Origin of the sequence: Leisingera sp. NJS204, from assembly GCF_004123675.1 — a bacterium.
In the GTDB taxonomy this organism is placed as follows: Bacteria; Pseudomonadota; Alphaproteobacteria; order Rhodobacterales; family Rhodobacteraceae; genus Leisingera.
Genome location: NZ_CP035417.1, coordinates 1015613 through 1033206, shown reverse-complemented (window position 1 = coordinate 1033206; position 17594 = coordinate 1015613). Strand labels below are relative to the sequence as shown.

Genomic DNA, 17594 nt, shown 5'->3' with positions numbered 1-17594 from the left:
AGACAGTGGCCCAGGATAATACACGCGATCTGATTGAAACGTGGGTGAAAGATGTAGAGACCGTTGTGGAATCGATTATGAAATTTTCACGGGCGGTGATGCGCGACGGGGATTTTCAGTAAGTTGATATGGGCCAGCTGCTTGAAGTGGTCGTCGATGAGCGGGCGGAACTGGGTGAGGATGCAGAAATGGCTGAAGCCGCACCGGTGATCGTGTCTTGCCGTGTGAATGCTGTCCAGCGGTGCCTGTCCAACCTGGTTGAAAATGCATGCAAGTACGGTGGGCAGGCGCGGGCTGCGGTTGTCCAAGAAGGCGATGTAGCGGTCGTGACCATCGACAATTTCGGCCCAGGCATCGCAGAGGAGGATCTTGAGCGGGTGTTCCGGCCGTTTGAGCGTTTGGGGCAGGTTGTGCCCGGCAGCGGGCTGGGACTGGCGATTGTGAAGACAATCGTAGTGGATCAGGGCGGTGCCGGGCGACTGTTGAATCTTTCTGACGTCAGCGCCAATGGGACAGTTTAGACTGATTTGATAAGAGGGTTTCTGGCACATCGTAACCACCGAGGAGTGGAGATGAGACAGAAACCCGGAACCAAGCGGAGCCACGGCAAGAAGGTCGTCAAGGAAATCCGCCGTGCCACCCCAAAGCAGTATTCAGCTGAGGAGAAGATCAGGGTCGTCTTGGACGGCCTGAAGGGCGAGGACAGCATTGCAGAGCTGTGTCCCGCGAGGGCATTGCGCAGAGCTTGTATTACAGCTGGCCCAAGGAATTCTTCGAAGCCGGGAAGAAACGCTTGGCGGGCGATACGGCGCGTGCGGCGACGTAGAGCGAGGTCAATGACCTTAGCCGTGAAGCCCGAGATCGAAAGGAAGTTGTCGCTGAGCAGGACCTGGAGTTGCGGCTGCTCAAATAAGCCTGATCGCGGATGGGGATGACGGCGAATGAGGTATCCCGCATCTGAGAATCTGGAGAGCATCCGGCTGGTGGAAGGGTCGCACCTGCCGGCCAGGCGCAGGCAGGACAAGCCCGGCATCCCCAGAACGACCTTCTGCCGCTGGTATGATCGGTATTTGTCGGGCGGCCCTGAGGCGCTGGAAGATCGCAGCCCCAGGCCGTCGCGGGTCTGGAACCGCATTCCTGAGCCGGTGCGCGAGAAGATCAAGGACCTGGCCCTGCACCAAAGCGATCTGTCGCCGCGCGAGTTGGCCGTGCAATTCACTGACACGGAAAAGTACCCTCGCCCATTGTCTCTCGGACCAATGGCGCTCCAATGGCTCGATGTCAGAGGCTTCGACCTATCCACTGCCCGGCAGGGCATTGCGCAGCAATGTCCCGAGAGGGACATCCTCAAGGCCTATGAATTGATCACCAACCCGGCCTATGTGGTTCTGTCCGCATCTGACGAGTTCCGTGACAAGACGACCCGACCGAACCAGCTTTAACAGACCGACTTTACTTACCTGAAGGTCATCGGCTGGGGCTGGTTCTACCTGTCCACGATCCTCGACGATTATTGCTTCGGTATCCGATCAGAACGACGCCTTTGCGAGGAGGTTGATCTGAACCTGGCCTATCGCTGGTTTTGCCGCCTTGATCTGAGCGACCGGGTCCCTGACCACTCAACCTTCTCTAAGAACCGGCGCGGGCGTTTCCGCGATAGCGAACTGCTGCGGCACCTGTTCGAGACGACCGTCGCGCGATGCATCAAAGAGGGCCTGTCAGTGGTCAGCGCATGGCCATCAGCGCAAGCCTGGGGAAGATCAACGCCGGCCGGGCTCAGATGATCGGCGAGCATCACACTTATCATACCGGACACCGATGTGACCAAGACGAGCCGCTCCGCCGCCCGGCCGGTCATGTGGATGCAGAGCTGGCGGTCGAAATCCGTTTCCAGAATCGCATTCGGGGGAACATCCCGTTCTATTGTTCCGCCTGCGGCCGCTACACTGAAAAGCCCGGCGGCAGCAGGGCGTGGTTAAGGAGACTTTCCGCGCTTGAAAACCCGCAGGGAGGAATGTTGCGCAGGATCAGCACGGCGCCACGGGTAAGCTACACGCCTACCGCAGCCGGGGAGCCGAAGGCCGTGGCGATCCGCAGCAGAAGCAGCAGCTTGCCTGTTGGCAGGTCTGTTTCCTGTAGCCAGCGGCCCGTGTCATCGCATGCATACCCTCCTTGCCGAAAAGGTCGCCCGGCGAACGCCCTTCCATCAGCCGGCCCGACAGGTCTTTGTCTATGCTCATACGTGGGTCTCTTCAAAATTGAGCTACCACGCCAGGGCACAAAATTCAGGATAGTCCCGCGCAATCTCGTCGAGCTGTGCTTCAACAAGCTCAAGAATGCGCGCCACAGGCTACGACAAGACCGCTGAGAGCTTCCTTGGTTTCATAGACATCACGTTCATCCGGCCTTGGGTGCGCCTTTTGTCTACATTACCTAATAACATGGGAAGGTCGAAGCCACGGAAAACTTCAGCCCCATGCAATCTCCCGGCTGCAGTAGCCAGAAATTTTGCCCGGGAAGCCGCCCCATTCGGTTCGCTTCGGCATCTTCGCCTTCACGCTCATCGCAGCCCCATTGGAGGGACACCCCAGTGGTCTGCAACATCGAAAACAAGCAGTTCCCGGACGTGGGTCATATTCCGGTCAACCAAAGTCACCCGTCACCCTTCCCTACGGCGCAGTTTCCGGGCAGCCCGTAAGTCCAGCGCCAATCTGCCCTCTATGCAGCCTGTGCGTGCAACCACTGCCAGCCTGAAGAGGACTGCCAAAAGCGGCACCAAATGCACCACGATACTGGGGGCGGTTCGCCAGTCCCACAGATGGGGGACTACCGGGAAGCTGCCCCGGCGGGGATCATGCGGGTATTTCGCGAAGCTTTGAAGGAGCGTTCGATGACAGGTTATTCGGTAGACGGAACGCGGCTTTGGTCCCGGCTAATGGACATGGCCGAAATCGGTTCCACAACAGACGGCGGTTCGCACCGGCTGTCGCTCAGCCAGGATGACGAGGACGGCCGCGAGCTGTTTCTTGCATGGTGCAAAAACCGCGGCTTTGCACCGGTCTTCGACAAGATCGGCAACCTGTTCGTCCGCCGTGCGGGCCGGAACCCGGCAGCGCCTCCGGTTGTCATCGGCAGCCACCTGGACACGCAGCCCAATGGCGGCCGGTTCGACGGCGTGCTGGGGGTGCTGGCCGGATTGGAAGTGCTGGAAACGCTTGAAGATCTCGGCATTGCAACAGTAACGCCGGTAGAGGTTGCCGTGTGGTCCAACGAGGAAGGCGCCCGGTTTCAGCCCGCCATGATGGGCTCGGGCGTTCATTGCGGTGTGCATCCCCTTGCAAAGGCACTGGCGGCGACCGACGCATCCGGCATCCCGGTTGCGCAGGAACTCAAACGATTTGGCTACGAAAGCGGTATGGAGCCGGGAAACCGCGCAACCGGCAGCTATCTGGAACTGCATATCGAGCAGGGGCCGGTCCTTGAGCAGGAGGAGAAGACCATCGGTGTAGTCACCGGCGGACAGGCAATCCGCTGGTATACCCTGACACTGAGCGGCGAAGAGACCCACGCAGGTCCGATGCCCATGGCGATGCGGCGCGATCCGGTGCGGCATCTGGCAGCAGTGACGGAGCTTGTTTACCGGAGTGGCCTGTCGGATCCGGATGCCCGCGCGACCATCGGAAAAATCGAAACGCTGCCGGGTTCGATCAATGTAATGCCCGGTCAGGTTTGCCTGTCGGTCGATTTGCGCCACCCCGGCGAGGCCGCGCTGGAGCACATGCATGGCGCGTTGGCCGAGGGTATTGCGCGATTGAATGCCGCGGCCGAGGGCGTGGATATTCGTCTTGAGCAGATCTGGCACTCGCCCGTGGTGTCATTCGATCCGCAATTGATTGAGGCGGTGCGAACCGGTGCTGCAGCGCGGGGCTATCCCTCCCGGGATATGGTCTCCGGAGCCGGGCATGATGCGTTCCATCTTGCCAAACTGGTACCCGCAACGATGATCTTTGTGCCCTGCCGTGATGGCATCAGCCACAACGAGCGGGAATACACGGCACCGGAACATGTCGAGGCCGGTGCGAACGTGCTGCTGGATGTCGCGCTGCAAGCAGCGGGTGTGCAGGCATTTGCGGGGGGCACGGAATGAGGATCACCATTGCCGATTGGGATCCGCGGCCGCAGGCAAAGGCGGCGCAAGCGGACGCATTGGCCGACCATGCGGCGGCAGAGCAGAGCGACCTTGTGCTGCTGCCGGAAATGCCGCTGAGCGCTTGGCTGGCCATCAGTCCGGAACGTGACGCGGCGCTGTGGGAACAGTCCGTCCATGACCACGAGAGCGGTTTGGATGAACTTGGTGAGCAGCTGGGAACGGGTTTGGCGGGATCGCGGCCGGTCCTGAATGCAGGCGGCCAGCCCAGAAACCGTGCTTTCCTGTGGCAGGACAGCCGGTTCGCCGCCGTGCGGCACGAAAAAGCCGCCCTGCCGGAGGAAGACGGCTATTGGGAGAGCCGCTGGTATGGAGCGGGTGCGCAGCAAACGGCGCCGCTGGATTGGAACGGGGTGCGGATCGGTTTTGCCATCTGCACCGAGCTTTGGGACCCGGCGCATGGCTGCCGCCTGTCGCAGGCGGGGGCAGAAGTGCTTCTGGTGCCCCGCGCAAGCCCGGATCTGGGCACCGATATCTGGGTCTCCGGCGCCCGCGCCTTGGCGGTGCGGACCGGCTGTTATGTCCTGTCTTCTAATTTTGCCTATCCGGCAGGAAGTTTTGCTTTTGAGGGGCTTTCCGTGGCGGTGGATCCGGACGGTGAAATTCTCGCGGTGACCAGCGAAGAGCAGCCCTATGCCACGGTGTCAGTCAGCGCCGGTGCCGCACGGGATGCAAAGGCCACCTATCCCCGGTATGTGTTTGACAAAATCAAGAAACAGAAAGGTGCGACATGAAACATCTCTGCGCAGTTGCGGCGGGGTGGGCCCTTTTGGCAGGCGGTGCCGCAAATGCGGACAGTCTGGTGCTGACCAATGCCTCCATTTACACGGTGGATGAGGCGCGCAGCAGGGCCGAGGCGCTTGCCATTGATGAAGACGGCATCATTACCGCCGTTGGCAGCGAGGCTGAGGTACTGGCTGCCGCAGGTGAAGACCCGGAGATTGTGGATCTGGGCGGGCGAATGGTGCTGCCGGGGTTCCAGGACACCCACCTGCATGCGGTGGAAGCCGGGGTGAATGCGGTTCTCTGCCCGTTCGAAGCCTTCGACACGCTTGCGGGCTACAAGGCCACGGTACAAGACTGCGCCGAAAACGGCGATACCGGCGCCTGGGTGCTGGGGGCCGGTGTGAACATGGTCAACCTGCTGGAAATGCACAGCAACCCGGTTACGGTACTTGACGAAATCTCGCCGGACCGCCCGGTGATGATCCTCGACGACATCGGCCATGGCGCCTGGGCCAATTCCCTGGCGCTGCAGGCAGCGGGATATGACACGGCCAAGGATGCGGCCAACGGCAATATCATCCTGCGCGGGGCTGATGGGCGGCCCAACGGGGTGGTGCTGGAAAACGCACCGCACAACCTGCGCACACTTGCCTTCCCGCCAACTCAGGAGAACTTGGACTTTGCCTATGACAGCCTGCTGAACGCAGCAGCAGAACTGAATGCCAACGGGATCACTTCGATCAGCGATGCAGGCGGATATTGGCCGCAGGGCCATCACAAGGTGTGGGATTGGGCCGAGGAAGCGGGTGAGCTGCCCCTGCGGGCCTCGAACGCCTTTTACATTTATCCTGACCGGCCATTGGACGCGCAAATCGCGGAGATCAAGACCCTCTACCACAACGACCCGGACCGGCTGGTGCGCTTCAACGCCGCCAAGATCTATGTCGACGGCATTCTGAGTCAGGCCACCGGCGCCTTGCTGGAACCTTATGAAGCAGGGCTGGACCTGCAGGACGGCGCGGAATACGGGTATCTCTATTTCGAGAAAGACGAGCTGATGCGCGCCGCGCGGGAACTTGCCGCAACCGGCTTTCAGCTGCATTTCCATGTGACCGGGGATTACGGCGCGCGGCTGGCGCTGGACGCGATTGCCCAGGCCGCGCCGGAATCTGGACCGCATCGGCTGACCCATCTTTACCTTGCCGACCCCGCCGATTACCCCCGCTTTGCCGAGCTTGGCGCCATTGCTGATTTGCAGCTGGCTCCCAGCGCGGTCGCCGAGGACTACGAGGCCTTCATGGCAGAGTTCATCGGCGAACGCACCGATCGGCTGCTGCCTGCCGGGGCACTGCTGGAAGCCGGAGCGACCGTTACGCTGTCAAGTGACTGGGACGCGGACGAGTTGAATCCGCTGATCAAGATCGAAACCGCGGTCAGCCGCCGGCACAACGGCCTGCCCGATGTCGCCACGGCCATCGCGGCGATGACCATCAACCCGGCCATTGCCCTGCGCCACGCAGACCGGACCGGCTCCATCGAGGTTGGCAAATTCGCGGATCTGGTGGTGCTCAGTAAAGACATCCTGAAGATCCCGGCCAACCAGATCAGCAGCGTTGCCGTTGAGGCGACCCTGCTGCAGGGCGAAGCGGTCTTTGACAACGCGGGGCTGTTCGCTGAATGAGCTCAGAGCTGCCCGCTCACTGGCCTGTCGAGGTAGCTGAGCGGGTCTTCGGTGGCATTGGCCGGTGCCTTGGTCAATGCTTCGAGAAACAGCGAGAAAAGTTCGCCCTGCGAGGTGATACCCAGCTTGTTGTGAATGCGCTTGCGGTGGACCTTGACGGTTTCCGGGCTGTTGCCCAGCTCGCGTGCAATCGACTTCGAGGAATGCCCCTTCAGGATCAGCTGCACGATTTCAACCTCACGACCGCTCAGCGTCGAGGTGGCAAACCGGTCAAAGGACTTTTTCAGATGCAGCCCCATGCGGCCGCTGCCGGCCAGAGAATTGGAGTCCAGCGCAGGCCAATGGCGGCGGCACAGCGCCGCAATGCAGGGCAGCAGCCCGGCAAGCGCGGCCCTTTGATCCGGACCAAACTGGAAGCCTTCCTCCCTGCTGCCCAGCGAGATCACCGCAGCAGCACCGTTCCCGAAGCCGACGAACACGCTGGTTTCGTCAAACAGACCGGTGTCTGCATAGAAGGTCTGGTAGTATTCTGACCACATGAAATCATCAGGCGCGCATTCGCCAAGCGTAACCACGCGGTCCCCGACCCCCTGCTGGAAGAGATTATAAAAAGGGTCGAGGAAATAGGCGAAATCCAGATAGGGCTTGATCGTCGCGGCACTGTATTCATCCGACAGGTTGTCGAACAGCTCCATCGGCGGGTGATCCGGGAAAAAGGCTGCAATGAAGGTGCTGTCATATCCTGATGCCGATTGGCACAGGTCTGCGAGGGCGGCCAGGAACCCGTCCTGCCCGGCAAGCTCGATGGCCCGGGCAAGGCCTGCAAGGCAGCCAGACTCACCTGTTCTGTTGGAGCTTTGCATCATCGTCCTTGCGTCAAACATCGTGATTCCCAACGTTCAAATCAGAATAACCTTGACCGCCTGCCGGCATCTAGGCCGGCTGCTGCTGTGTCATGCAGTGGATGCCGCCGCCGGCATGGCAGATCCCGCGCATATCCACCGCCAGGATCTCGCGGCCGGGAAAAGCCTTGGCGAAGATTTCCTGCGCTGCCGCATCAGTGGGCGTTCCGAACGATGGGACTACCACGCCGCCGTTTGCGATATAGGCGTTCACATAAGACAGGGCCGTCGTGTCGGTTTCGGGTTCGACCATATAGGCCTCGTCGATCAGCCCGATCTCTATCTCCCGGCCATCGGCATCGGTCTGGCCGCGCAGGGCTTTCAGGTTTTCCTCGCAGACCCTGTGGCGCGGGTTTGCCGGGTCCGGGTTGCGCTCGAACAGCAGCTTGCCCGGCGCAGTGAAGGTCAGCATGCCGTCGATATGGCCGTCGGTGATCCATTCCTCCTCGTCGCCCGGCAGCCAGATGACCTTGCGGGCGCCGATGGCATGGAACAATTCGCGTTCCACATCCGCCTTGGTCATGCCCGGATTGCGGTTGGGATTGAGAAAGCAAGTCTCCGTCGTGATGACGGTGCCGCGGCCGTCCACATGCAAGCCGCCGCCTTCGCCGGTCAAGGGGGACTGGAACAGCGGCAGGTTGAGGTGGCGTACCAGTGCGGCACCGATGCCTGCATCAAGCTCGTAGTCCGGGAACTTTTCGCCCCAGCAATTGAAAATCAGATTGGATCCGATGGTCCGCCCGTTGCCATCCGTCACGAACAGCGGGCCGGTGTCGCGGAACCAGTGATCATTCTGCGCCAGCGGTACGACATCGGCCTGAGGCGGCAGCAGACGGCGCGCAATGCTGGCGTGATCGGGATGCGCGGCAACCCGGACCGGCTCAAACCTTAAGATCGCAGTTGCGACCCGCACAAAGTTCTCCTGCGCGGCAGCCAGGCCGCTGCCCCAGTTGTCTTCGTGGCCGTCCCAGGGCCAGGCCATCCAGCAGGCGGTATGATGCGCAGTTTCGATCGGCATGACAAAGCCCAGTTCTCCGGGGCTCTTGCCGCTGGCAAGGGCTGCGGTCAGGTCTGTTGAGGTAAGCATGTTCATGCTGCGGGCTCCTGCTGGGTAATACAATGAATGCCGCCGCCGCCAATGGCGATGGCAGGGATCGGCACTTGCGCCACGCGGCGGCCGGGGAAGAGTTCTTCGAAGATTTCGCGCACCAGCCCGTCCTCGCGGATCCCGTATTCAGGCATCACCACACCGCCGTTGCAGATGTAGGAATTGACGTAGGAACGGCAGAACCGCGGATCGTCAGAGTCGGCACTGGCGGCATCGGGGATCTTCACCAGCCTGAGGCTGCGGCCCTTGGCGTCGGTCTGGTCTTCTATCGCGCTGATATTGGCCAGATTGATACCGTGCCAATCGTGATCAGCGGGGCCTTCCGCCTCGATCAGCACCACGCCCGGTGCGACAAAGTTTGCGATGCCGTCGACATGGCCGTCGGTTTCGGTTTCCTCCACATTGCCGGGCAGCCAGATCACCTTGTCACCGCCAAGCATGGCCTTCAGCTCTTCCTCGATGCGGCTGCGGCTCCAGCCAGGATTGCGGTTGGCATTGGGAAAGCAGCTCTCGGTGGTCAGGATGGTGCCTTCGCCATCGACCGAGACGCCGCCGCCTTCGGCGATCAGACCGGAGTGGAAGATTGGCACACCGGCGGCGTTCAGGATCGCATCCGCAGCGGCATTATCGCCATCAAACGGCTGGTACTTGCCGCCCCAGGCGTTGAAGCCAAAGGACACGCCGGCGCGGCCGCCCTTGCCATCGGTCAGGAAACAGGGGCCGGCATCGCGCGCCCAGCTGTCGTCGATCGGGCTGGTAAGGACGTCGATATCCGACCCCAGCAGCGACTTTGCTTCTGCCGCATCTTCGGGGCGGACCAGCATGGTCAGCGGTTCGAATTCGCGGATGGCGCGGGCCACGGCGGCGTAGTTGCGGCGGGTCTCTTGCATATCGGGCCAGAACCCTTCCCGCGTCGGCCACATCATCCAGGTGCGCTGGTGCGGCGCCCATTCAGCGGGCATGCAAAAGCCCGCGGATTTTGGTGTTTGCTGGTCGGACATGGAGGGCTCCATTATGCAGGAAATGTTGTCCGACCAGTCTAAATGTGAGAATATGTAATGCACAAACGCGGATTTCTACGGGTTAGGATGAGATATTTTAATGAATAACCCCTATCGCCCCTTACCGCCGCTGGGCGCCCTGATCGGGTTCGAAGCCGCGGCCCGGCTCGGCAGTTTCTCGCTGGCGGCGGAAGAGCTGAACATGACGCAATCGGCAGTGTCGCATCAGATCCGGACGCTGGAGACTCATCTGCAGCAACCGCTGTTCCTGCGCATCAGCCGGCGGGTGGAACTGACAGACGCCGGCCGCGACCTGATGGTCTCTGCCCAGGAGGCGCTGGAGACGGTGCGGCTGGGGGTGCGGCGGCTGGACGCCTATTCCAAGCCCGGTTCGGTGGTCATCCACATGCCGCCCGCTTTCGGGGCGCTCTGGCTGGCGCCCCGGCTGGCGCGTTTGCGCGGCAGCCATCCCGATGTGGACCCTTGGCTTTATACCGGCAGCCACGACGTCGATCTCACCGAATCCGAATTTGACATCACGCTGACAACAGAGGCGCCGATTGGTGAAGGCTTTGCCGCGGCGCCATTTTTGCGCGAAGAACGCATTGCGCTGGCGAGTCCCGGTCTGGCGGCGGATTTTCAAAACCGCATGGGCGAGGCCCCCCTGATCCATGACGAACACCCCGATGACTGGCAGAGCTGGTTCCTGACCGCCGGGCTGGAGCGGGCGGATTGCGCCAAGGGGCTGAACTTCTCCGATACCGCACTGGCAGTTGATGCCGCCACGCGCGGGCTGGGGATGTGCCTGTGCGACAGGACGCTGGCGCAGCCGCTGGTCCGCGCGGGCAGGCTGCAGGTGCTAAGCCCTGTCAGCCTGCGCGGCGGCGGCCAATACCGCCTTGTGACCCTGGAACGCAATCTGAAGCGCACTGCGGTCCGGGCGTTATGGGATTGGATGCTGACAGAAACCGGCGGCAGTTAGCGGCCGGCTGCCGCAGGGGGCGGTGCCGGTCTGGCCGCCTCATCCGGGAAAAAGCAGGCCGACTGGCGTCCACCCGCCCGCGTTTCCAGCTGCGGCACTTCGGTCCGGCAGCGGGCCGGGCAGCCCTTCTGCTCATACAGCCAGCAGCGGGTGTGGAAGGGGCAGCCGGCGGGGATGGCGGCGTGTGAGGGGACGTCGCCGGACAGCACGATCGGCGCGGCCTGTGCCCGGTTCCTGGCCTTGACCCGCGGCGCTGCCGACAAGAGGGCCGTTGTATAGGGATGCGCAGGCGCAGCGGTCATCTGCTTTGACGGACCGATCTCGACAATCCGGCCCAGATACATCACCGCAATACGCTGGCACAGGTGCCGCACCACCGACAAATCATGGCTGATAAACAGCATCGCCATGTTTTGTTCGGCACGCAAATCGTCCAGCAGATTCAGGATCTGCGCCTGCACCGATACATCCAGGGCACTGACTGGCTCGTCTGCGATGATCACCGGCGGATCATTGGCAATCGCCCTTGCGATGGCGATGCGCTGGCGCTGACCACCGCTGAACTGCTGGGGATAGCGCGCCGCATGGTCCGGGCTCAGCCCGACGCGCCGCAGCAGCGCCCGGACGCGGGACTGGAGCTCAGGGCCCGAGGCGGTTTGCTGGATCCTGAACGGTTCCGACAGAATGCGTCCGATGGTCTTTCTGGGATGCAGCGAGGCATAGGGATCCTGGAACACCATCTGAACCCGCCGCGCGAGAGTGAGCCGCTCTGGTGAACAGGAAGGATCAATATGCTGGCCGTTGACTTGAATGCCGCCTGCAGAGGTTCCGGTGAGGCCGACGATGGCCTTGCCCAGCGTGGTCTTGCCGCTGCCGGATTCACCAATCAGGCCCAGCACCTCGCCCTGCCGGATCTCCAGGGTTACATCGCTGAGCGCCTTGAAGGTTGCGGGTTTCTCAAACAGCGCCCGGCTGCCGGAGGCACGGAATTCGACGGCAAGATTGTTGATCTCAAGCGCCGGGGACGGTGTCGGCCTCATGCGGTTTCCTTTGCCTGGGAAAGGGTGGCGTGCAGCAGGCAGGCGACCTTATGCGCCTGCTGCGGCATTGCAACGGGTTGCGGTTCAACCAGGGCGCAGGTGTCAAATGCTGCCGGGCAGCGGTCGCGGAAGGCACAGCCCGAGGGCCGCTGCCAGATCGTCGGCGGGGTTCCGGGAATGGGCGTCAGCCGGGCGTGCTCGCCGTCCATTGACGGATGCGCCCCCAGCAATCCTTGCGTATAGGGATGCTGCGGGTTTTCCATTACCTCAGCAGTGGGTCCGCGCTCCACGCCGCGCCCGGAATAAAGCACGATCACCTCATCGGCCATTCCGGCGACCACCCCCAGATCGTGGGTGATCAGCACCAGCGCCATGTTCAGATCCTGTGAGAGTTTTTTGAGGAGCTGCAGAATTTGCGCCTGGATCGTCAGATCAAGCGCGGTGGTCGGCTCGTCTGCGATCAGCAGCTTGGGTTCAAAAACAATGGCCATCGCGATCATGACACGCTGGCGCTGGCCGCCGCTCAACTGATGCGGATAGCGGGCCATCATGCCTTCGGGGTCCGGCATTCCGACCCGTGACAGCGCCTCTATGGCCTTGCGGCGGGCCTCGGCTCTGGTCAGGCGCCGGTGCGCCTGCAGACATTCCACAATCTGATCGCCGATGCGCATCACCGGGTTCAGGCTGCTCATCGGGTCCTGGAAGATCATCGCAATGCCGGTGCCCTGCAGTTTGCGGAACTCCGCAGCGGGCAGCTGTGCCAGATCGGCGCCATCGAACAGGATCTGCCCGGAGACCTGCAGAGGCCCATCTGCCAGCAGCCCCATAATGGCCATCGCCGCAGTGCTTTTGCCGGAGCCGCTTTCACCCACGATGCCCAGGCATTTGCCCCTTGCAAGGCGCAGGCTAAGGGGGGCGACAATTGCTGCCGTCCGATCGCCTGCCTTGATGCTTACTTTCAGATCCGTGACGTCCAATAGTGCCATGGCGCGCGCAACATCCTTTTTGCCAGGGTGTCCCCGGCACACAGAGAGAACCGGGGCATTGCAAATTACTATAGCCCATCCGCTTCAGGTGGCTGTGCCCCATAGGTGGTATCGACAGGAACAGCACTATTTTGGGAGTTTAGGAGCAAGGAAACGGTAAGCGGCTCCCTGATTGGCCGAGGCGCAGATTTCCTGACAACATAGGGAGCTGAACATGAGCCATCCGCCCAAACGCCCGAACACACCGCAATTCCATCTGCCGCGCCGGTCCTTTCTGGCCGGCAGCTGTGCCTTTGCCGCGTTGGCGGCGGCGCCGGATACGGTGGCCTGGGCCGCAGGTTCTGCGGTTCCGCCCAGCCTTGGCGCCCGCGATCCCAATGCCCTGGTAGTGCTGGTGGATGCGACAGTCGAAAACCTTGACCCGGCGACCAATATCGAATGGGCCTATGGGCTGCGCCCGGTCTATGAAACGCTGACCGTGCTGGACGGCACCGATACGCTGAAGGCGGCACCGGCGCTGGCAGCCTCCTGGGAGGCCAGCGAAGACGCCAGCAGCTGGACCTTTACCCTGGCCGAGGGGGTGATGTTCCACGATGGCACCGCCTGCGATGCCGCAGCGGTGAAAAAAGCGGTCACCCGTCTGGTGCTGCATCCCGCCGGGCTGGCCGGCACCTGGCAGCTGGATGACCCGGACAGCCAGATCGTGGTGGTGGATGCCAAAACCATCCGCTTTGACCTGGGCGAGCCGCGCCCGTTCTTCGATCGCCAGGTGTCTTCGCAATACGGGTTCTGGATCGCCAGCCCCACCGCGGCCGAGGCGCATTCCAAGGGTGATGATGACATGGGGTCGCAATACCTGCAGGCCAATCCGGTGGGCACCGGCCCGTATACGCTGGAAAGCCTTAACCCCGGTCAGGATGCAACCTTTGCCGCCAATACAGAATTCCGCGGCGGCTGGGACCATCCGCATTTCAACCGGGTGATCACCAAGACCATTCCGGTCTCCGCCACCCGCCGCCAGCTGCTGGAAACCGGCGAAGCCGATATGACCCTGGCGATGGAACCCGAGGATATGGTGGTTTTGCGCGATGACCCGCGGTTCTCCCTGGCCGATACGCCGACCTTCACCGTGCAGTATGTGGCCTTTGCCACCGACGGGAAACTGGCCGACCCGCGCGCCCGCCAGGCGCTCTGCCATGCCTTTGACCATAACACCTATATCGAGGAAGTGGCGCTTGGCACCGCTGACAAACCTACCTCGGTATTTCCATCGCTGATGCAGGGCATGGACGGCAAGGACCGGCTGCTGCCGTTTGACCTGGACAAGGCCCGCGCGCTGCTGGCCGAGGCCGGGATTGCCGGAGACACCGAGCTGACGATGGCCTATTACTCCGGTTTCGGGGACATTGAAGGCCAGCTGCTGCAAGCCTGGCTGTCCGAGATCGGCATCAGCCTCAAACTGCAGGAAATGTCCTTCTCCGCCTATCTCGACGTGTTCTTTGGCGAAGGCGCCGCCGAGGAGCGCCCGGACCTGTTCTATTTCTCCTGGTGGCCCAATGTGGATCATCCCTACAGCTTTGCCTGGGGGCTGTTCAGCGGCGATGCGGCGACCTTTGACGGCAATACCGGGCGTTACGGCAATGCCGAGGCGACGGCGCTGATCGACGAGCTGCGCAATCAGGTGATAAATGACGAAATGGCGGCCAAGTTCCAGCGCCTTGCCGGTATTCTGACGAATGAAGACCCGGCGTGGCTGCCGATCCTGCAGGAGCGGTCGCAGTTTGTATCGCGCAGCGACATTGCCGGGCTGGAGAACAACCCGGTCTATGTGGCGACGCTCGATATGTACAACCTGTCGCGCACGTCATGAGGGGTGTCTGAATGCTGCGTTTCATTCTCAGGCGCACGGCAGCCACCCTGGTTCTGCTGACAGGTGTTGTGCTGATGACCTTTGCGCTCGCCCGGCTGTTGCCGGGCGATCCCGCGCGCCTGATCGCCGGCGCCCGCGCCGATGCAGAGGCCGTGGCTGCGGTGCGCGAGCGGCTTGGCCTGGATGACCCGGTCACCACGCAATTCGCGGCCTATGCAGGCAACGTGCTGCAGGGCGATTTCGGACGCTCGGTTGTTACCAGGCGGCCTATATCCGAGGACATCCAGGCCTTTTTTCCTGCAACGCTGGAACTTGTCATTGCGGCGGGGCTGATCTCACTGGTTCTGGGGGTGCTGCTGGGCACTATGGCCGCGGTCAAAAGCGGCCGGCCCGCGGATGCCGGCGTGCGCAGCGTGGCGGTTCTGGGCCTGTCAGTGCCAGACTTCTGGATTGCGCTGGTCTGCCAGCTGATCTTCTTTGCTACCCTGGGGCTGGTGCCCTTTGGCGGACGGCTTGGCACCGGGATTGCAGCGCCTGAGTTTGTCACCGGTTTCATGACCATCGACAGCCTGATTGCGGGCCGGTTCGACCTGTTCACTGACGCACTGCACCATATGGTCCTGCCGGTTGCTGTGCTGGCGATCCCGTCCATGGCGATCACCATCCGGGTGGTGCGGACCTCGCTTCTGGAGGTGCTGTCGCAGGATTTCATCCGCACCGCGCGCGCCAAAGGAATTTCGCCGGTCCGGGTCTATTTCAAACATGCGCTGGGTAATGCGCTGCTGCCGATCGTCACCATCTTCGGGCTGAACACCGGGCTGCTGATTTCCGGCGCGGTGTTCATCGAGCTGATCTTCGACTGGCCGGGGCTGGGCCGCTACACCGCCAATGCAATCTCGGCCTCCGACTATAACGCCATCATGGCCATCACCCTGGTGGTGTCGATGGCCTATACGCTGATCAACTTCCTGGTTGATCTGAGCTATTCCTTCCTCGACCCGCGGGTGGATCTGACATGAGCGCTGAAACCTCTTTGCCCCCGTCTCGCACCCGCCTGCCAAAAACCCTGGGCCGCATCATCCGCCCGGTTGCCGGTTTTGCCAGTTCATCGGGCCAGGCTGCTCTGGCAGTGGCAATTGTCACCCTGGTGCTGACGATCTCGCTTCTTGCCTTCGGTGCCTATGCGATGGACACGTATATCACCGCCTTTGATCCGCTGAAGATGAACATCCGGGCGCGGCTTGATCCGCCCTCGGCAGAGCACTGGATGGGCACAGACAAGATCGGCCGGGACATGCTGGCGCGGGTGGTGGCCGGGTCCTGGATCTCGCTGTCGGTGTCCTTTGCCGTGCTGACGGTTGCTGCGGTGATCGGCACCAGCTTCGGGCTGATTGCGGGCTATGCCGGCGGGCTGGCGGATGAGATCCTGATGCGGGTGACCGACCTGTTCCTGGCATTCCCTGCGCTGATCCTGGCGGCGGCAATTGCCGCCAGCTTTGGCGGCGGGATGCTGTCGACCACCATTGCCCTGTCGGCGGTGTTCTGGCCCTGGTACGCCCGGTTGATCCGCAGCCGCATCCTGTCGCTGAAAGAGCAGGAGTTCATTGCCGCCGCCCGCTGCATGGGCGCCTCGCACCTGCGGCTGATCTTCTCGGACCTGCTGCCGATGGTCTGGCCCTTGGTGATCGTCCAGGCCACCACCGACGTGGGCTTTGTGATCCTGGCGGCATCCGGACTGTCGTTCCTTGGGCTGGGTGCGCAGCCGCCAACGCCGGAATGGGGCGCGATGATCTTTGACAGCCTCACTCACCAGCCGGCCTCGTGGTGGCTGGCGGTGTTCCCCGGCGGCGCGATTGCCCTGGTTGCAATCGGCTTCAACCTGCTTGGCGATAGCCTGCGCGACCACCTCGACCCTTCGCTTGGCGCGTCCGAAGCCGGCATCTGAACAAGGAACCCCTGATATGAACCGACGAAACTTTCTCGCCTCCGGGGCGGCGGCGCTATCCGGTGCGCTGACAGCAAGCCCTGCCGCGGCAGCCCGGTCTGTGAACTACGCCAAAACCGGGGCTGAGATCATTCCGGGCAGCGCGGGTGCGGACGGATTTGCCTTTCCCGCCGAATGGGTCCGGCACGAGCGCACGCTGATGCAATTCCCGCCGCCGCAGAACTGGTATCCCAACCAGCTCAACGCTGCGCGCAAGGAATGGGCGGAGGCGGCCAATACCGTGGCGGAGTATGAGCCCGTCACCATGGCAGTGCGGCGGCGCGATATGGCAACGGCGAAAAAGCTGTTGTCCTCGGAGATCAGCCTGATCGAAATGCCGCTGAACGATGCCTGGTCGCGCGACAGCGGGCCGATGATTGTGCAGAACGCGCAAGGCGCGCGCCGGATCGCTGGATTTACCTTCAACGGCTGGGGCCGCAAGTTTCCGCCCTACAAACACGACACGCTGGCAAAAGGCCGGTTTGCGGCACACCTTGGCCTGCCAATGTATACGTCCGATCTGGTGCTGGAAGGCGGCGCTGTGGCGGTGGACGGCCAGGGCACCCTGCTGACCACCGAGGAATGCCTGCTGCACAAGAACCGCAATCCTGGCTGGAGCAAAGCCCAGGTGGAGGCAGAGCTGAAGGCGGGTCTGGGTGTTCAGAAGGTGATCTGGCTGCCTCGCGGCCTCACCCCGGACCCGGTCACCGACGGGCACGTGGACGGCATGGCAGCCTTTGCCGCGCCGGGCGTCGTGCTGCTGCACACAACCGATGACCGCTCCGATCCGAACTACGAAATCACCCAGGATGCCAAGCGCATCCTGCAGCAGGAAACCGGCGTCCACGGGCGGCGCTTCGAGGTTATTGAGATCCCGTTGACCAGCTATGACGTTGTTCACATGAACTTCTACATCTGTAATGGCGCTGTAGTCGTTCCGGTGTCCGGCAGGAAGGGCGAGGATGACCAGCCCCTCGCCATCCTGCGCGAGGCTTTCCCCGGCCGTCGCGTTGTGGGCGTTTCAGGCCGCATGATCGGCGGCGGCGGTGGCGGGGTGCATTGCATCACCCAGCAGGTGCCCGCGGTTTGAGAGCAAAAAAGAAGGGG

Annotated in this window: 14 protein-coding genes and 2 pseudogenes; 11 read left to right on the top strand and 5 right to left on the bottom strand. The window is 62.3% G+C overall.

Annotation, left to right across the window (positions count from 1 at the left end; genetic code table 11):
- Nucleotides 1-128 precede the first annotated feature (128 nt).
- From ETW24_RS05205 to ETW24_RS05170, 6 genes and pseudogenes are all read left to right on the top strand, one after another.
- The gene (locus ETW24_RS05205; protein ID WP_129370053.1) at nt 129-521 is read left to right on the top strand and encodes a sensor histidine kinase; all 393 of its coding nucleotides are present in this window, start codon (nt 129-131) and stop codon (nt 519-521) included.
- 51 nt (nt 522-572) lie between these two features.
- Nucleotides 573-1784, top strand: a pseudogene (locus ETW24_RS25340) (transposase).
- A 515-nt stretch (nt 1785-2299) separates the two neighbouring features.
- A pseudogene (locus tag ETW24_RS05185) lies at nt 2300-2429 on the top strand (IS5/IS1182 family transposase); the annotation flags it as partial.
- Nucleotides 2430-2890: 461 nt separating this feature from the next.
- Nucleotides 2891-4147, top strand: coding sequence for a Zn-dependent hydrolase (locus tag ETW24_RS05180; RefSeq protein ID WP_205877364.1), 1257 nt, complete (start codon nt 2891-2893; stop codon nt 4145-4147).
- Entirely contained in the window at nt 4144-4941 is a 798-nt protein-coding gene (locus ETW24_RS05175; RefSeq protein WP_129370049.1) for a carbon-nitrogen hydrolase family protein, read from the top strand. Before ETW24_RS05180 ends, ETW24_RS05175 begins: the two co-directional genes overlap by 4 nt.
- Nucleotides 4938-6614, top strand: a complete 1677-nt coding sequence (locus tag ETW24_RS05170; protein ID WP_129370048.1) for an amidohydrolase — start codon at nt 4938-4940, stop codon at nt 6612-6614. The genes ETW24_RS05175 and ETW24_RS05170 overlap by 4 nt, the downstream gene beginning before the upstream one ends.
- Nucleotides 6615-6616: 2 nt before the next feature.
- On the opposite strand, the gene ETW24_RS05165 is transcribed toward ETW24_RS05170, so the two are convergent.
- The 3 genes from ETW24_RS05165 to ETW24_RS05155 are packed head-to-tail and all read right to left on the bottom strand — an operon-like array spanning nt 6617 to nt 9625.
- A complete protein-coding gene (locus ETW24_RS05165; protein ID WP_129370047.1) occupies nt 6617-7498 on the bottom strand; it encodes a helix-turn-helix transcriptional regulator in 882 nt (293 codons plus the stop codon).
- Nucleotides 7499-7547: 49 nt separating this feature from the next.
- On the bottom strand, nt 7548-8609 hold the full coding sequence (locus ETW24_RS05160) for an agmatine deiminase family protein (protein WP_129370046.1): 1062 nt from the start codon (nt 8607-8609) through the stop codon (nt 7548-7550).
- Nucleotides 8606-9625, bottom strand: coding sequence for an agmatine deiminase family protein (locus tag ETW24_RS05155; protein ID WP_205877362.1), 1020 nt, complete (start codon nt 9623-9625; stop codon nt 8606-8608). Before ETW24_RS05155 ends, ETW24_RS05160 begins: the two co-directional genes overlap by 4 nt.
- 100 nt (nt 9626-9725) lie before the next feature.
- Here ETW24_RS05155 and ETW24_RS05150 point away from each other — a divergent pair, with 100 nt between their 5' ends.
- On the top strand, nt 9726-10607 hold the full coding sequence (locus ETW24_RS05150) for a LysR substrate-binding domain-containing protein (RefSeq protein ID WP_129370045.1): 882 nt from the start codon (nt 9726-9728) through the stop codon (nt 10605-10607).
- On the opposite strand, the gene ETW24_RS05145 is transcribed toward ETW24_RS05150, so the two are convergent.
- Entirely contained in the window at nt 10604-11647 is a 1044-nt protein-coding gene (locus ETW24_RS05145; RefSeq protein WP_129370044.1) for an ABC transporter ATP-binding protein, read from the bottom strand. The genes ETW24_RS05150 and ETW24_RS05145 overlap by 4 nt on opposite strands.
- A complete protein-coding gene (locus ETW24_RS05140) occupies nt 11644-12633 on the bottom strand; it encodes an ABC transporter ATP-binding protein (protein WP_129370043.1) in 990 nt (329 codons plus the stop codon). The genes ETW24_RS05145 and ETW24_RS05140 overlap by 4 nt, the downstream gene beginning before the upstream one ends.
- A gap of 214 nt (nt 12634-12847) precedes the next feature.
- On the opposite strand from ETW24_RS05140, the gene ETW24_RS05135 reads away from it, so the two are divergent.
- The 4 genes from ETW24_RS05135 to ETW24_RS05120 are packed head-to-tail and all read left to right on the top strand — an operon-like array spanning nt 12848 to nt 17577.
- Nucleotides 12848-14503, top strand: coding sequence for an ABC transporter substrate-binding protein (locus tag ETW24_RS05135; protein WP_129370042.1), 1656 nt, complete (start codon nt 12848-12850; stop codon nt 14501-14503).
- Between the two features lie 11 nt (nt 14504-14514).
- Nucleotides 14515-15522 carry an ABC transporter permease gene (locus tag ETW24_RS05130; RefSeq protein WP_129370041.1) on the top strand — a complete coding sequence of 336 codons (1008 nt, stop codon included), beginning with the start codon at nt 14515-14517 and terminating at the stop codon, nt 15520-15522.
- Nucleotides 15519-16448, top strand: coding sequence for an ABC transporter permease (locus ETW24_RS05125; RefSeq protein WP_129370040.1), 930 nt, complete (start codon nt 15519-15521; stop codon nt 16446-16448). Before ETW24_RS05130 ends, ETW24_RS05125 begins: the two co-directional genes overlap by 4 nt.
- Nucleotides 16449-16464: 16 nt before the next feature.
- Nucleotides 16465-17577, top strand: a complete 1113-nt coding sequence (locus ETW24_RS05120) for an agmatine deiminase family protein (RefSeq protein ID WP_129370039.1) — start codon at nt 16465-16467, stop codon at nt 17575-17577.
- Nucleotides 17578-17594: the final 17 nt, after the last annotated feature.

Excerpts from the sequence above, each read along its gene's own strand:
- ETW24_RS05205 (WP_129370053.1), top strand. The coding sequence starts at position 129 with ATGGGCCAGCTGCTTGAAGTGGTCGTCGATGAGCGGGCGGAACTGGGT.
- ETW24_RS05180 (WP_205877364.1), top strand. The coding sequence starts at position 2,891 with ATGACAGGTTATTCGGTAGACGGAACGCGGCTTTGGTCCCGGCTAATG.
- ETW24_RS05175 (WP_129370049.1), top strand. The coding sequence starts at position 4,144 with ATGAGGATCACCATTGCCGATTGGGATCCGCGGCCGCAGGCAAAGGCG.
- ETW24_RS05170 (WP_129370048.1), top strand. The coding sequence starts at position 4,938 with ATGAAACATCTCTGCGCAGTTGCGGCGGGGTGGGCCCTTTTGGCAGGC.
- ETW24_RS05165 (WP_129370047.1), bottom strand. The coding sequence starts at position 7,498 with ATGTTTGACGCAAGGACGATGATGCAAAGCTCCAACAGAACAGGTGAG.
- ETW24_RS05160 (WP_129370046.1), bottom strand. The coding sequence starts at position 8,609 with ATGAACATGCTTACCTCAACAGACCTGACCGCAGCCCTTGCCAGCGGC.
- ETW24_RS05155 (WP_205877362.1), bottom strand. The coding sequence starts at position 9,625 with ATGTCCGACCAGCAAACACCAAAATCCGCGGGCTTTTGCATGCCCGCT.
- ETW24_RS05150 (WP_129370045.1), top strand. The coding sequence starts at position 9,726 with ATGAATAACCCCTATCGCCCCTTACCGCCGCTGGGCGCCCTGATCGGG.
- ETW24_RS05145 (WP_129370044.1), bottom strand. The coding sequence starts at position 11,647 with ATGAGGCCGACACCGTCCCCGGCGCTTGAGATCAACAATCTTGCCGTC.
- ETW24_RS05140 (WP_129370043.1), bottom strand. The coding sequence starts at position 12,633 with ATGGCACTATTGGACGTCACGGATCTGAAAGTAAGCATCAAGGCAGGC.
- ETW24_RS05135 (WP_129370042.1), top strand. The coding sequence starts at position 12,848 with ATGAGCCATCCGCCCAAACGCCCGAACACACCGCAATTCCATCTGCCG.
- ETW24_RS05130 (WP_129370041.1), top strand. The coding sequence starts at position 14,515 with ATGCTGCGTTTCATTCTCAGGCGCACGGCAGCCACCCTGGTTCTGCTG.
- ETW24_RS05125 (WP_129370040.1), top strand. The coding sequence starts at position 15,519 with ATGAGCGCTGAAACCTCTTTGCCCCCGTCTCGCACCCGCCTGCCAAAA.
- ETW24_RS05120 (WP_129370039.1), top strand. The coding sequence starts at position 16,465 with ATGAACCGACGAAACTTTCTCGCCTCCGGGGCGGCGGCGCTATCCGGT.